The sequence below is a fragment of the Alkalispirochaeta americana genome (genome assembly GCF_900156105.1).
Taxonomy (GTDB): Bacteria; Spirochaetota; Spirochaetia; order DSM-27196; family Alkalispirochaetaceae; genus Alkalispirochaeta; species Alkalispirochaeta americana.
Map to the genome: position 1 here is coordinate 107,559 of NZ_FTMS01000009.1, position 15,246 is coordinate 122,804.

Here is a 15,246-nt window from a genome sequence, read left to right on the forward strand (position 1 = left end):
TAGTGGATAAACCCCAAGAAGGCCAGAAGATCCTCCTCGAAAACACGGCCGACGTCACGACAGATTGTCCACCCCGGGAATGAGTGATAATCTTCCGGTATGAAACAGGTTGCACCCACCCTGGCCCTTCTTCTGGGGCTGACAGTTTTTTTCCCCTGGGTGGCCCCGGCATCCCCGGGCTATTCTCTCTATAATCCAGCCTGGGGCGGGCCAGCCCTTCAGGATGAACTCTTTACGCCACTGATAAATCCCGCTGCCCTGGCACAGGGCAAGGCCAGCGGATTCGGCTTCGCCCTGCCCCTGAACGAGAATGATGCTCCGGGGCAGAAAGACTTCGGAGAAGAGTACCACCTGCTTCTGAATGCGTCCTTCGGAGGTTATGCCCTGGGCTACCAGGATTCAACCTTTACCCATCTAATCTCGGGAGCCCTCCCTCTGGGGCCCTACCTCTCTCTGGGCTATTCCTGGTCCTGGGAAGAGTCCTCGTTCACCGACGGTCATTACCAGGCAGGGATGCTCCTGCGCCCGGGCAAGGCCCTCTCGCTGGGTGCGGTCTACCGGGATCTCCCCGATGATCCACTTCTGGAAGCGGGGCTGGGGTTCCGCCCTCTCTGGTTCAACGATCACTGGGGTACACGCCTTACCCTGGATGGGAATATCCGGTGGATTCCGGACCAGAGTGACTTTGACGTCTCAACAGCATCCATCACGGTGGAGGTTCTTGACGGTCTGCGGCTCTCGGCCGGTTACGACCACCAGGAAGAGACCCTTTCGCTGGGGGCCCGCTTCAACCTTCGCCAAAGCGAGACCGGAACCTCTGCTGCCGTGAAGAACTCCGGGAAGGAACTCTCGAACAGTATGGGTTACGGTTTCTTTCGCGCAACCCGGCGCCACACCGTCCTGGAGAGAAGGGGTTCCGAGGTGATCGAATACGACCGAACAGGCACAATCACTTCCCATCCCCGGGTCCACCGTTTCTCCCAGCCCCATCTGCCTCTGGAGACTCTCATAAACGATCTTGAACGGTTCCGGGATGATCCTTCCGTGGGGGCAATTCTTGTGAACGGCACCTATCTTCAGGCTCCTCTGGCCTATGTGAGCGAATTGCTGGAGGCGTTCAACCGACTGCGCCTCCAGGGCACGCAGATTTTCTTCTACTTTGACTGGGCCGATCCCGTGGCCTATCTTCTTGCTGCGGCAGTGTCGGATCAGGTCTTTTTTCACCCCACGGCAGTGCTGGATCTGCGAGGTTTTGCCTACAGCGGCGTCTACCTGGGACAGTTTTTGCAAAATTACGGCATCCAGATTTACAACTATCGCAGTCACGAGCACAAAACAGCCGGAGATAGCCTCAGCGAAGCGGCCATGACAGAAGCAGAACGCGAGGGTTGGGAAATTCTCCTGGAAGACCTGGCAGATATGTACAACGAACTTCTGGCGGCGGCACGAAAACCACACCTTCCGAAGGATGCGGAGGAAATTGTTGCGGACGGCCCCTATCTCACGGCTCAGGGAGCCCTCGAGGCGGGATTGATCGACGGGATACTCTATCCCGACCAATTGCAGGAAACAATTTTTCTGGCCGCGCCGGGAACAGAGCGATGGCGAAAGCCGGACAGAACTCGCCGCCCCCCCCTGGCTTGGGGCCCAGAGGGCGGTGCTCTTATCCAGGTCATTCACGGTGTGGGGCCTATCATTCCGGGAGAGGCAATTGCGGGAGAGTCCATCGGAGGAGAATCATTCTCCCGGGCGATTCGTGAGGCCCGGGAGAACCCTTTTGTTCAGGGTATTATTCTCCGCATTGAGACAGGAGGGGGCGCGATTACTGCCTCGGATCAAATTGCCCGGGAGGTTTCCCTGGCCCGTGCCGCAGGAAAGCCCGTGGTGGTATCCATGGGAAGCATTGCCGCCTCGGGGGGCTATTACATCTCGGCCCCGGCATCGCATATCGTGGCGAACCCCGCTACCATCACCGGATCTATCGGCGTTGTGGCGATACAAGCCGACATGGAAGCTCTCCTGGAGCGCTTTGCAATTGGAACCGGCACGGTACGTACTGCTCCAAAGGCTGATTTCGGTTCGATCCTGCGGGCTCCCTCACCGGAGGAGCAAGACCTCTGGCGGGCCTACATCGACGACGGCTACCAACGCTTTATCGATATTGTAGCTGATTCGCGCCCCCTTTCACGGGAGGAGGTTCACCAGGTTGCCCAAGGAAAAGTCTGGACGGGACGCCAGGCTCTGGATCAAGGGTTGGTCGATTCCCTGGGGGGGCTCTCCCAGGCGGAGCGGGTCATGGCCCAACTTCTGGACTCGTCCCTGCCCCTGCGGAGCATTCACACCGTCCCGGGAAACACCCGGTTTGATCTCAACCAGGCCCTGGGCGTCGCCGGAGGAGGCGGGTCCTCCAGTCTTGGACGAAACAGCCTGGCAGGGTTGAGCCCGGCACGCATACCACCAGTCCGACTGGGACCTGGCCGCCCGCTCTCGAGAGAGCTGGCCGAGACACTGGCGGAGCTGCAATTACTGGCAGCCCTGGAGGGGGCACCCCTGTATCTCATGCCCTACGGTGTGCCAGGGGTCACATCACCGCGCTAGGTGTGCCGGGTAGCATCACCTGATCTTGAACTGCCTGACCATGGCCCGAAGTTGCTCGGCCTGGGCGTTGAGCTCTTCCGATGCGGCGGCGCTTTCTTCGGCCGTGGCGGCGTTCTTCTGAACCACCAGGTCCAGATCCCGGATCGTCCTGGCGATCTGGGCCGCCCCGCTATCCTGTTCTGCTGATGCCGTACTGATCCCCTGGACCAGTTCCGAAGTCTGCAGGATATCAGGCAGCATCTGCTCAAGCATTGCACCGGCCCGTTCTGCAACATCCACCGAGACCCTTGCCAGGTCGGTGATCTCGCCCGCTGCGTTCTGGCTTCGCTCTGCCAGCTTTCGGACTTCCGATGCCACCACGGCGAATCCTTTACCCATATCGCCTGCCCGGGCTGCCTCGATAGCTGCATTCAAAGCAAGCAGATTGGTCTGGCGGGCAATCTCCTGGATGATCATTATTTTTTCGGCAATGCTCCGCATGGCTCCAACGGTCTCCCGCACCGAAGCAGCACCCTCCCGGGCGAGGTCTGCAGAATTGACTGCGGCCTCTTCGGTTTTTCGTGCACTTTCGGCGTTTTTCCTGATAAGGGAGGTCATCTCCGCGATGGAAGCAGAAACTTCCTCCACCGACGCAGCCTGTTCTGTGGCACCCCGAGAGGTCTGGTCCGCAACAGCGCTCATCTGCGTGCTGGCCGAGGCTATCCCCTCGGCGTTGGTAAAAATTGCGCTGATAAGGGTCTGCAATTTCCCGACAAAAATATTAAAGTGCCTTGCCATTTCCCCGGTTTCATCGCCACTCGTTGCAAGGAGCCTCCTGGTCAGATCCCCTCCACCCGAAGAGATATCCTTGAGAATTTCTACAGTTCGGCCGATAGGCTGTACGATACCGTGGGAAAGGACAAACCAGATGAGGGTCACGCCAGCCATAGACAGAGCCAGCACCAGGACCATCACAGATCGACTCCTGGCGTTGGCCGCCTGAATTGCGTGAACGCTCTTCAGGAACTCGTCGTCCCAGGTTCCTGCGCCGATTATCCACTGCCAGGGCTCAAAGAATCCAAGGCTTACTGTTTTCTGCCGGGGGTGGGGATCTCCCGGATTCTGCCAGGGATAATGGGCCTGCGTAAAATCCCCTGGATCCAGACCCAGACTGCTTCGGACCATGTCCTGGATGAAAAAGTTTCCCTCGGCATCCCTGGCTTCCCAGAGATTCTCGCCGTCTCGCTCTCCGTTATGAGAGATAACGTAGGTGCCCTGGGGATCAATGACAAAGACGTAGCCCGTCTCGCCGACGGTGATGTCCATGATCTCTCTGCGCAGACTTGCTGCGCTCTCCTCCGGTACCCCGACATAGAGGACACCGATCACGTCTCCGGTACTATCCAGGATAGGCTCATAGGCGGTCACATACCACCTGTTAACCACGAAGGCCCGGCCAGTATAGGGTTCTCCGGCCAGGACTGCGGCCAGAACAGGGTTCTGCACCCCGTCAGGACCAATAGCAGGAATATAGGTGCCAATAGCTCGCTTGTTCTCCAGGGTTTCCACGTTGGTGGCGACACGCAACATATCGCCCCTTTCGTTCATCCGCTGAAAGATGGTACAGGTCCCCCCCACGAGCTCACGCACCCGGTCCACCACAGGCGAAAGTCTGGCAATGTCGGCGTTCTGGCCCAACCAGACATCACCGACCATCATTTTTGGAAGAATCTCGATGGACTGTGCCCGGGCAAGCTGGTTGCTGGCCTGCCATGTCACGGTTTCCTCAGCAAAATGAACCTCCCCGGCCTGTGCAAGAATATCGCGAGCCACGTTCAGGTCGTAGGAGACTTTTTCCTCCAGAACTTCCTGCTGGGTGGCAAGCATGGCAATGACCCCGGATACGATGGCTTCCTGTCCCTCCTGAGCCAGCCGGAAGGTCTCCTCCTGGGCAATCCCTTCCACCTCTGCGGCCTGCCAAAGTGCAACGCCACCGATGGACAGGGCCGTGAGAACCGTCGTGACCACGCCAGAAAGAACAAGCTTCCTGCCAATGCCCATATTTTTCCAGATCACCATAGTCTCTGTCCTCCTTTATTGGTTGCCTCTTGCCTCGCCAGGCACCAGAAGTCAGGATATTACATGCAGATGCAGAGACAATGCGATTGTACCTGAACAGTGTCGTCGAATTACTCCAATAGTGCAACATATGGAGCGTTTCACAGGCAAAAAACTCAAATTCTTTCTAACCCATTACTAATCAAGCCCCTTCCCCGGAGATGGTTCCGAAGGATTTTCGGAATCTTCCACAGACGGTTCTTTGCGAGGACGGAGCCCTCCTGCATGACAGCGACCGTGGAAAAAAGAGAGGCCTCCCTGGGAGGTCTCTCGGTAGCGTTCGTTCATATCCCGACCAGTCTGGGCCATGGTCTGCACCACCTCGTCGAAGGTAATCCGGTGACGCCCGTCGGAGAGAAGCACGTAAGAAGCACAATCCAGCGCCCGAACCGAGGCGATCGCATTCCGCTCTATGCAGGGGATCTGGACAAGCCCTGCCACAGGATCACAAGTCAGCCCCAGATGGTGCTCCATCCCCATCTCGGCGGCGTACTCAATCTGGTGAGGCGTGCCTCCCAGCAATTGCGCTGCCGCTCCAGCTGCCATAGCGCAGGCTGTACCGACCTCACCCTGGCACCCTACTTCAGCCCCCGAGATTGAGGCGTTTTGTTTTACGATGTTACCGATAATCCCTGCCGTTGCGAGGGCGTTCAGGATACGTTCATCGCTCAGGCGGTTTTGTTTCTTCAGATAGTAGAGGACCGCCGGAAGAACTCCCGCCGAGCCGCAGGTGGGGGCAGTGACGATCTGGCTACAGGCAGCGTTCTCCTCGGAGACAGCAAGGGCATAGGCAAAAAGCTGCCCTGTGACATTCAGGTAACCCTTGGCGCTTTGGGCGCGAGCGTAATAGGCTGCGGCTTTTCGCGGAAGCCTGAGTCCTCCCGGAAGGGGCCCCTCCGTTTCAAGACCCCGGCGGATCGCCTCCTGCATCACCTGCCAGACCCGAGCCAAATGGTCGCGGATTCCGCTCTCCTCATGACGATCCACGTATTCCCACAGCTGGGCCCCTTCCTGATCCGCCATAGCCAGGACCTCTTCCATGGACAAGAAAGGATAGACCGGAACAGAAGGATTTGCTTCATGAGCAGAGCCGGGGTCTTCGACCACAGCTCCGCCACCGATGCTGAAGACAGTCCGCGTTCTCAGAAGGTCTCCCTGAGGCGAAAGCGCCTCCAGGGTCATCCCGTTGGGGTGTTGTGCCAGGACAACCTGGGGTTTCCAAAGAAGTTCTGTTCGTTCCCGCCCGAGAGCATCCAGGATTGCAGCATCGGTCATATGCCCCTTTCCCGTGGCCGCCAGACTTCCGTAGAGCGTTACCCGGTACCGCTCACGAGGGGCCCCTTCGAGACAAAAGCTCTCCGCCGCCGACCGGGGCCCCATGGTGTGACTGCTGGACGGCCCGTAGCCGATCCGGTATAGTTCTCGTAGTGATTGCATCCTTTCCCTTTCTGAAGGAGACCCCTGAAGCCGGGAGAGAGCCTGAGGCCCTTCTGGAATCGGATTATACCACTTCATGACAAACCTCATCGACTATAAAGCTCCACGAGACCGTTTTCTCTCGGTAGATCATCTCCCGGGAAAACAGTTTGATTTTATTTTTGTCACCGGTGACGCCTACGTGGACCACCCCTCCTTCGGGCCAGCTCTGCTGGGACGACTTCTGGAAGACCAGGGATACCGCGTGGGCGTGCTTGCACAACCCGACTGGCATTCCTGCGATGACTTCCGTCGCCTGGGGCGTCCCCGCCTGGCCTTTCTGGTGAGCGCCGGCAATATGGATTCTCTTGTGGCCAACTATACCGTCACGGGGAAACCCCGCCGTCAGGATGCCTATAGCCCCAGCGGAGTCGGGGGAAAGCGGCCCGACCGGGCAACCCTGGTCTACTGCACCCGATTGAGAGAGGCTTTCAAGGATATAGATATTATTCTGGGCGGGATCGAGGCATCGCTACGCCGATTTGCCCATTACGACTACTGGTCTGATTCATTGAGACGCTCCATCTTGATCGATTCCAAGGCAGATCTGCTGCTTTACGGGATGGGGGAACGGGCTCTTCTGGAAGTTGCCCGGCAACTGGACCGGGGAACACGGGCCCGCAATATCACCAACGTGGCGGGAACAGCCTGGAAATACCGCACCACCAATACGGACCTGCAGGAGCACCTGAAGGCCTTTCCCGGCAGAGCCTTGCACGATTTGCCCTCCTGGGATGATCTGAAAGATTCCGCGATGGGCACAGAGGCCTACGCCAGGTCCTTCCGGGAGCAGCACCGGAATACCGATGCGCTCAACGCGGACATTCTTGCTGAGAGTTACGGCCCCTGGAGGGTGATTCAGAACCCTCCTGCTCTCCCCCTGGAAGAAGAATCCTTTGACCGGCTCTACGAACTGCCCTACACACGAACGTTCCACCCCGATTATCTGGACCAGGGAGGCGTTCCTGCCATTGAAGAGGTCCGATTCAGCCTGGTTTCCAACCGGGGATGTTTTGGCGGGTGCACCTTCTGTGCCCTTACCTACCATCAGGGACGGCGCATACAATCCCGAAGCACCGCCAGTCTTTTAAGAGAAGCCCGCCTGCTCACCAGCCTGCCCGGTTTCAAAGGGTATATTCACGATGTAGGAGGCCCGACGGCAAACTTTTTCCGCCCTGCCTGCGAGAAGCAGCTCCACCGGGGAGTTTGCAAGGATCGGCAGTGCCTGGTACCAAAACCCTGCCGGGAGCTCCGGGCCGATCACCGGGATTACCTGGAGGTATTACGCGCGCTCAGAGCGGTGGCGGGTGTAAAAAAGGTCTTTGTCCGCTCGGGCCTCCGCTTTGATTATGTCCTGCTTGACCGGGATGAGACATTCCTGAAAGAACTCTGCTCCAGCCACATCAGCGGCCGACTGAAAGTTGCGCCGGAGCACATATCAGCCCACGCCCTGGAAGCTATGGGAAAACCGGGAGCAGCCGTGTATCAGCGATTTCAGGAGCGCTACCGGGAGATCAATCGTTCTCTGGGGCTTCCCCAACAGCTGATCCCCTACTTTATCTCGAGTCACCCCGGAACATCTTTGGCTGACGCCGTCGAGCTGGCGGAGTACTTCCATGCATCCCGGATATCTCCCGAGCAAGTCCAGGATTTTTACCCCACCCCGGGCACCCCGGCAACCTGCATGTACTACACAGGCATAGACCCCCGCACAGGCAAGAAAGTTCCTTCAGCAAAAACTCCCCGGGAGAAGGCGATGCAACGGGCCCTGCTGCAGTACCGGGACCCCAAAAACTGGCACCGCGTCCGGGAAGCACTCCAGGAAGCGCACCGGGAAGACCTGATCGGATGGAAAAAACACTGTCTCATTCCGCCCGAGCCGCCAGGAAAAAACCAGAGAACGGGCAAGCCCCCGGGAGGAAGCTCTCCGCCCGGGCAAGGAAGGCGCACTAAACCAGGCCCTGAGCCAACCCAAAAAGGCAAGGCAAAAAAGACTCACTCCCCCCGCAGAAGCTCTTCCAGGGGGCGGGGACGGCCGTAGTAAAACCCCTGGCCAATACCAACCCCCATCTTTAGAAGCTGGTCCCGATGTTCCGCCGTTTCTACAAACTCGGCGATCAGCTCCACCCTGGCCTGATCGGCAAAGCTCACAACCCAATCCACAAGCCGCCGGGCCCGATCACTCACGACAATATCGCGCACCAGCGTGCCATCAATCTTGACGAAATGAAAATCCAGTTCGCTTAACCTCCGCAAGTTGGAATAGCCGCTACCGAAATCGTCGATAGCAGCCCGGGCTCCGCAGGAACTGATATTCTCAAGAAAACGTCTGATCTGGGAGAAGTCGCTCCCCTCCTCCTGCTCGACAAGTTCGATTACCAGATTCCGGGCAAAGGCGGTATCCTCGGAAAGGATCTTCAAGGTGTGTTTCACCACCTGGGGATTCTCAATATCGACGCTTGAAAAGTTCAAGGAATAGAGACTGGGATGAGCCCGGAAGGCGCTGTACACCTGATCAAGCATGGCCATGGTCAGTTCAGGATAATAGCGGCTGCTTTTTGCTACCTTCAGGAACGATCCAGGCAGAAGGATCTGGCCGGCCGAGTCCCTGATGCGCATGAGACACTCATAGCCAATGACGGCCTCCGTCTTGAGATCAACCAGAGGCTGGGCGTAGGCCGCGACCTGGTCTTCCCGGAGAGAGTTTCTGATAGACGTGAGAGTCTGGAGATTGCTTCTGATCACCTCACGGTGCTGGGCCACTACCTCTCCGGCAAAGACCAGGGTGGGGGCCGTTCCGGGGGCCTGGCTATCTGAAAACGCGATCAGACCATCGTCCAGAACACCTTCCCCCGGCAAACTCACCACAAGGCGAAACTCGCAGGTAAAAAGAAGATTCTCCACCTCAAACTCTTCTGCCACCAGGTAGCGCTCAAAGGCCCTCATGATCATGGGAGCAGATTCGCTATCAATGTAATTTTCGGCGTCCAGGAAACGGAGAACCAGTTCCCCCCTGTCGATCACGTATAAACAACACTCCACCTTGAAAATTGACCGGGCTATTTTCTCGATCCGGGCGCAGAGTGCCCGTTCCAGTTTATCCCCTATTCCTGCACCGTAAAGATGACGGACCTCTACCACCTGACGAGACCGGATGAACAGAAGCGGGTTTGCTCCGTCCTCATTCTCCACATCCTCCTGGAGGGCCATCACGTTAGGCCGCTCCGTCACGCGATCTATGGTGGCAAGAACAAACCGCCGGTTTATCTCGGCCAGGCGGAGATAGCTTGCAACCTGGGCCTTTAGCTGCACCGGATCAAAGGGTTTGTGTATGAAATCCAGAACTCCCGATTGAAAAGAGGAGAGCATTTTTTCAGGAGCCGTCTCCCCGGTGATCATGAGAATCGGGATTCGCGCTGCCAGTGGATGCTGGCGGATCACCTCCACCGCTTCGGGACCTTCCATAACAGGCATTCTGTAATCCATGAGGATCAGGTCGGGAACATGCTCCAGGGCTGCATCGGCCCCCTCTTGACCATTTTCCGCCTCAATCACCTCGACGGAGAGATCCCTTAGCATATCTACCAGGAGAGATCGCGACGATTTACTATCATCAACAACAAGCACAACCTGTTTTGCGGAACGCGACATAACTCTTATAGAGTAATCCAAGGTCAGGACCGTGCGCCAGAGCAAATGACCAGAGCAATCACCCCGAGGGAAGAAACTCCCGGAACAAACCGGTGAACCCAGGGGTAAAGATCAATCTCGCCTTTTGCGGTAGACTCATGGACCATGAAAGACTGGGACGTAATTATCATCGGTGCCGGAGCATCGGGCCTCATGTGTGCCGCCCAGGCGGGTCAGCGGGGAAGATCGGTCCTTGTTCTCGATGCAGGCAAGAGACCGGGACGGAAAATTCTCATTGCCGGCGGCGGGGCCTGCAATTTCACGAACCTTCGGATTGATTCAAGCAACTATATCTCCCACAACCCCCATTTTTGCAAGTCCTCCTTGAGCCGCTATACCCAGTTTGATTTTATCGATCTGGTGGAGCGCTACGGCATTCCCTACCACGAGCGACAGGAGGGGCAACTTTTCTGCGATCATTCCTCGAGAGATATTCTGGACATGCTTCTCCAGGAGGCTCGAGCAGGAGGCGCGGTAACACGCATGAACCAAACGGTCCGGACGGTTTCAAGTCAGGAGAGTCGGTACCGTGTGGAGACTTCTTCGGAGACTTTCAGCGCTGATTCGGTGGTGGTGGCTACGGGAGGGATTTCCCTTCCGACTGCCGGAGTATCGCCCTTGGGCTTCCGGATTGCCGAACACTTTGGCCTTCCACTGGTCCCTCCGGCCCCGGCCCTGGTTCCCCTCACATGGCAAACAAAAGAAAAATCGCTCTTTCTGCCACTCAGCGGCATCTCCATCCTCGTTACCGCCCACTGTGGAGACGTATCATTCACGGGGGATCTGCTCTTCACGCACCGAGGTGTAAGCGGTCCCGTAGCCCTGCAACTATCTACCTACTGGGAGCAGGGGCGGGAGGTTATTCTTGATTTTCTGCCCCGAAAAAACATGGGGCACCTTCTTGAAACGGCCCAAAGAAAAAACCCGGGGAAAACCGCTCTGAACACTCTGGCCCTGCACCTCCCCCGGCGCCTGGCTGAAACGCTCCTTGAGAGGAGCGGCCTGGCATCGGTCCCGGTCAAGGACGTTTCCCCAAAACAGGCAAAACAACTCACCGAAGAGATCCAGTCCTTTCGGTTCACGCCCCAGGGAACTGAAGGGTACCGCACCGCCGAGGCAACCCGGGGCGGCGTCAGCACTGAAGCCCTCTCGTCGAAGACCATGGAAGCAGCGGGAAGACAAGGCCTCTACTTTATCGGTGAAGTGGTAGATGTAACAGGGCAACTGGGCGGATATAACCTGCAATGGGCCTGGAGTTCCGGCTGGGCTGCAGGGCAATGCTGCTAGCATCAAGAAGGAAAGTAAAACAGTCCGGTTTTTTCCATTCTTCCCTGGAAATCTCCCAAGCCATATCTTAGGATTTATTCATGTTTGGTCAAAAGAAAGCTCGTCCCTCCCCCGAGAACCCCCATCAGGGTTCTCCCCAGGACCTTGCCCGGGATCACCAGCGGGTGCATCCCCTTCACAGCATCAAGACACGACTTGTTCTTGCCTTTGTCTCTCTTACGTTCTTGTCGTCGGTTGTGATAGGAGGCTCCGTGGCGCTGCGTGTCATATCGCAAACCCGCAACGACTACCAGGAAATGGTGGAGCAGCAACTGGGTATCACAAACCAGGCGTTGAACAATTATATCAATAACATCAGCTACAACACCGAAATGATGGCCTCGCTTCCCCTGGTCCGTCAGGCGGACACCCGGATAACTTCCTACGTGGACAAGACAGGGCCTGGAGGGAGCATTCCCATGCTTCCCCTGGAGGGAGACCCCTACCAGGCCGATCTGTACCGGATCTTCGAGACCTTTGTCACGGCCCACCCGGCGGTATTCACGGCAAGCCTGGGCGTAGAGGAGCACGGCGGTTTCGTGCAGTACCCTGCTCGAAACCGGGGAGACGGCTACGATGCCCGGACCCGTTCCTGGTATCGCCAGGCTGCAGCAAACCGCCGGGAGGTATCATTTTCGAACGCCTACACAACCTCTACGGGCGAACTGGTTATTTTCGTGGTACGGGCCGTCCACGATCAGAATGATCATTTTGTCGGAGTTTTGAGCATCGACATCGATTTGCGGGATCTCTCTGACATGGTCAGCAATATTCGCATCGGTCAATCGGGCTATGTGGCGATCACCGACAGAGAGGGGAATATTCTGGCCCACCCCCACAGACCCGAGCTGGCAGGAGAACACATCTCGCGGCTGGAGATTCCCCGGTTTGCCGATTTTGGTTCGATCGATGAAGAGCCCTTCTCAGCTTCCCTGGAGGAGGGGTCTAACTACTGGATACGGGTTCGTGCCTCGGATAACCGGCAGTTCCCCGTGCAGTTTGTTGTCTTTATCGAAGAAGCAGAGTTCTATATTACGGCCAACGCGATCGTGAGAAGAATTATCCTTATCAGCACGCTTTTCCTTCTGGCAGCCTTCGGGATTGCCTATTTCATCTCCTCCCGAGTACTGGCCCGAAACATTCTCCAGGCCACCCGGGCCATGGGGGAGCTCGCCCAGGGCGACGCCGATCTCACCCGGGGACTGGCCATCGAATCCCGGGACGAGATCGGTCTGCTCGCCCGGGAGTTCAACCTCTTCCTGGGGAAACTGCGGAATCTTGTTGCCGATGTCCGGACCGCCGTGGACGAGACGGAACGTATCGAATCCACCATGGGGAGTTCCACCGAAGAGACCTCGTCGGCTATCGAAGAGATCAGCGCCACCATGACAAATATTTCGCGCCAAATCCAGGAGATGGACAACCAGGTGGACCAATCAGCCTCATCGATGAAACTGATCAACACCAACCTGCAGAACATGGATGAGCGGATCACCGATCAGGCGGCCATGGTGGAACAGAGCACCGCTGCCATAACCCAGATGATAGCCTCTTTGGGGAACGTGGCTCAAATCACCCAGACCAAGCTCAAGAGCACCGAAAACCTGGCCCAACAAACCGAGATCGGCCGCGCCAGCATCGAGGAAACCGCCTCGATCTTCCAGAGCGTGGTGGTCCACATCGGCTCGATCCAGGAAATGGCCGAGACGATAAACAATATCTCCAGCCAGACAAACCTGCTCTCCATGAATGCCGCGATTGAGGCGGCCCATGCGGGAGAGGCCGGCCGGGGGTTTTCCGTGGTAGCCGAGGAGATCCGCAAGCTTGCGGAATCCAGCGCCGAGTCCTCCACCAGGATAAGCAAGTTGATTCAGGAAATCACCGGCGCCGTCCAGCGTACCAGCGAGACCGTCAGTAATACCACCACCGTGCTGGACGCCATATCCCAGGATGCGCGTGACACGGTGAACGCCTTTAGCGAGATCAATCACTCTATCAGCGAGCTGAACACAGGGGGGCGGCAGGTCCTGGAGGCGAGCGAGGAGATCAACGAGATAACCATCCAGATTCGCGAAGGGAGCCGTGAGATCAGCCAGGGGGCCGAGCAATCACTCGCTGTAGCAGCCAGGGTTCAGACAATCTCTACAGAGGTTACGGGAGGCGTAGCAGAGGTCAAGATTGGCACCGACGAGATTGTCCTGGCGATTCAGGAGATCGTGGAACTTTCGAAGAAGCTCTCCGAAGTAATCGGAAAAGTCAAGGAAGGCTTCGGTCAGTTTCACATCTAGCGTCTTTTGATGCGGTGCGCCCCCGGGGGCGTCTTCCAGCACGGAACATCCTTACGGCCTGTACACATCAGGAGTCTGCCGGCCAGAACGCCCCGGCAGACTCCTTTTGCTCGACGGGGTCTAGCGCACCAGCGGGGCCAGCGGGGCCAGCGGGGCCAGCGCCAGAAGGTGCTCCAGGCCCCTGAGCATCTCCTCTTTTGAGGGAGCGCAGATCGTTCCGTGGCCGATTTTCCGCCCCGGCCGGGGGGATTTCCCGTAACTGTGGTAATGTGAATGGGGTATCTTCAGCACGGCCTCCTGCGCCGGAGCAGCTCCGATGAAGTTTACCATGGCGGAGTGCCCCCTCCGGGAGGTGTCACCCAGGGGAAACCCGGCCACCGCGCGAAGATGATTCTCAAACTGGCTGACCCCGGCCCCCTCGATCGTCCAGTGGCCTGTGTTGTGGACACGGGGAGCCATCTCGTTGGCCACCAGCCCTTGGGGTGTTACAAAGAGCTCCAGCGCCAGGGTCCCCACGTAGCAAAGCCGTTCCAAAAGCAATCCTGCCATCGCTTCGGCCTCCTGCTGGAGCGGATCAGCCTCACAGCTGCAGGAATAATGGAGAATACCTCCCTGGTGGGTATTCTCGCTCAGGGGATAACAGGCGATCTCCCCTGATCGTGAACGAACCGCAACAATCGAGACCTCCCGGGAGAATTCCGCAAAACCCTCAAGTATGCAGGGAACACCTCCCAGGGATTCCCAGGCCCGAGAAATATCTTTCCGGGATCGTATCAGCACTTGCCCTTTGCCGTCGTACCCCAGGCAGCGTGTTTTCACCAGGGCCGGGAGCCCCAGAGATTCCACAGCCTCCACGAGGGCTTCACGGGAATCCACCGCTGCAAAGGGAACTGTTGGAATCCCCAGATCCCGAAAGAGCCCTTTCTCGGTGAGTCGGTCCCGGGAGAGGGCAAGTGCCTCGGCAGGAGGATATACAGGGATCTGCTCTTCAAGAAAGCGGACGCTCTGCGAGGGAACGTTCTCGAACTCATAGGTTACTACCTGTGTCGACCGGACCAGCCGCTCCAGGGATGCGTTATCTTCGTAGGAGCCAATGATGTGGGAGGTTGCCACCTGCGCGCAGGCATCGGGGGAAGGATCCAGCACAACGCACTCGATTCCCAGGGGATGGCCGGCCAGAGCGAGCATTCTGGCCAGCTGGCCCCCGCCGAGAATACCGACCTTCATGACTCATCCCGGGGGTCGGGGTGAGCCAGAACCTGCTCGGTCTGGCGGAGACGGAACTCTTCCAGCGAAGCACGAATCTGGGGATTGCCGATCGCCAGAATTGAAGCAGCCAGGAGCGCTGCGTTCACCGCTCCAGCCCGACCAATCGCCATGGTCCCCACGGGAATTCCTGCGGGCATCTGAACGATCGAGAGCAGGGAATCCACCCCCTGGAGCGTTCTGGACTGAACAGGAACACCCAGCACGGGAAGAGCTGTCTTGGCTGCGGTCATGCCGGGAAGATGGGCAGCACCACCGGCACCGGCGATGATCACCTTGATCCCTCTTCCTTCGGCTTCTTCGGCGTAGCGAAACAGCTTGTCCGGTGTCCGGTGTGCCGAGACCACCTCCACCTCGCAGGGAACATTCAGCGTTTCCAGAGTCTCTGCCGTGTGACGGAGAGTATCCCAATCAGAACGCGACCCCATTATCAGTCCCACCAACGGCTTCATAGCTCCTCCTCGGCCGAATCACCCTCTTGTTCCACCCACCGGTCAGGGTGAAC

Annotated in this window: 8 protein-coding genes and 1 pseudogene; 4 read left to right on the plus strand and 5 right to left on the minus strand. The window is 57.9% G+C overall.

Going from position 1 to position 15,246, the window contains the following annotated elements; genetic code table 11:
- Positions 1-99 precede the first annotated feature (99 nt).
- Positions 100-2,598: a signal peptide peptidase SppA gene (gene sppA, locus BW950_RS08215; RefSeq protein ID WP_076488810.1), complete on the plus strand. Its 2,499-nt coding sequence runs from the start codon at positions 100-102 to the stop codon at positions 2,596-2,598.
- A gap of 21 nt (positions 2,599-2,619) precedes the next feature.
- Here the strand turns inward: sppA and BW950_RS08220 are convergent.
- Together BW950_RS08220 and BW950_RS08225 are read right to left on the minus strand one after the other, a co-directional pair.
- A pseudogene (locus tag BW950_RS08220) lies at positions 2,620-4,656 on the minus strand (methyl-accepting chemotaxis protein); the annotation flags it as partial.
- A 177-nt stretch (positions 4,657-4,833) separates the two neighbouring features.
- Positions 4,834-6,132, minus strand: coding sequence for an L-serine ammonia-lyase (locus BW950_RS08225; protein ID WP_083943858.1), 1,299 nt, complete (start codon positions 6,130-6,132; stop codon positions 4,834-4,836).
- Positions 6,133-6,208: 76 nt separating this feature from the next.
- Between BW950_RS08225 and BW950_RS08230 the strand changes: the two genes are divergently transcribed.
- The gene (locus tag BW950_RS08230; RefSeq protein ID WP_076488812.1) at positions 6,209-8,212 is read left to right on the plus strand and encodes a YgiQ family radical SAM protein; all 2,004 of its coding nucleotides are present in this window, start codon (positions 6,209-6,211) and stop codon (positions 8,210-8,212) included.
- Here the strand turns inward: BW950_RS08230 and BW950_RS08235 are convergent.
- The gene (locus tag BW950_RS08235; protein WP_076488813.1) at positions 8,167-9,822 is read right to left on the minus strand and encodes an EAL domain-containing protein; all 1,656 of its coding nucleotides are present in this window, start codon (positions 9,820-9,822) and stop codon (positions 8,167-8,169) included. The two genes, BW950_RS08230 and BW950_RS08235, sit on opposite strands and share 46 nt — an antisense overlap.
- Positions 9,823-9,966: 144 nt before the next feature.
- On the opposite strand from BW950_RS08235, the gene BW950_RS08240 reads away from it, so the two are divergent.
- Both BW950_RS08240 and BW950_RS08245 read left to right on the plus strand, forming a co-directional pair.
- Complete coding sequence (locus BW950_RS08240) at positions 9,967-11,148, plus strand: BaiN/RdsA family NAD(P)/FAD-dependent oxidoreductase (protein ID WP_076488814.1); 1,182 nt, start codon at positions 9,967-9,969, stop codon at positions 11,146-11,148.
- Positions 11,149-11,228: 80 nt separating this feature from the next.
- Positions 11,229-13,475, plus strand: a complete 2,247-nt coding sequence (locus BW950_RS08245; protein ID WP_076488815.1) for a methyl-accepting chemotaxis protein — start codon at positions 11,229-11,231, stop codon at positions 13,473-13,475.
- Between the two features lie 120 nt (positions 13,476-13,595).
- Here the strand turns inward: BW950_RS08245 and BW950_RS08250 are convergent, their stop codons facing one another.
- The gene (locus tag BW950_RS08250) at positions 13,596-14,702 is read right to left on the minus strand and encodes a 5-(carboxyamino)imidazole ribonucleotide synthase (protein WP_076488816.1); all 1,107 of its coding nucleotides are present in this window, start codon (positions 14,700-14,702) and stop codon (positions 13,596-13,598) included.
- A complete protein-coding gene (purE, locus tag BW950_RS08255) occupies positions 14,699-15,193 on the minus strand; it encodes a 5-(carboxyamino)imidazole ribonucleotide mutase (protein ID WP_076488817.1) in 495 nt (164 codons plus the stop codon). Before purE ends, BW950_RS08250 begins: the two co-directional genes overlap by 4 nt.
- Positions 15,194-15,246 lie beyond the last annotated feature (53 nt).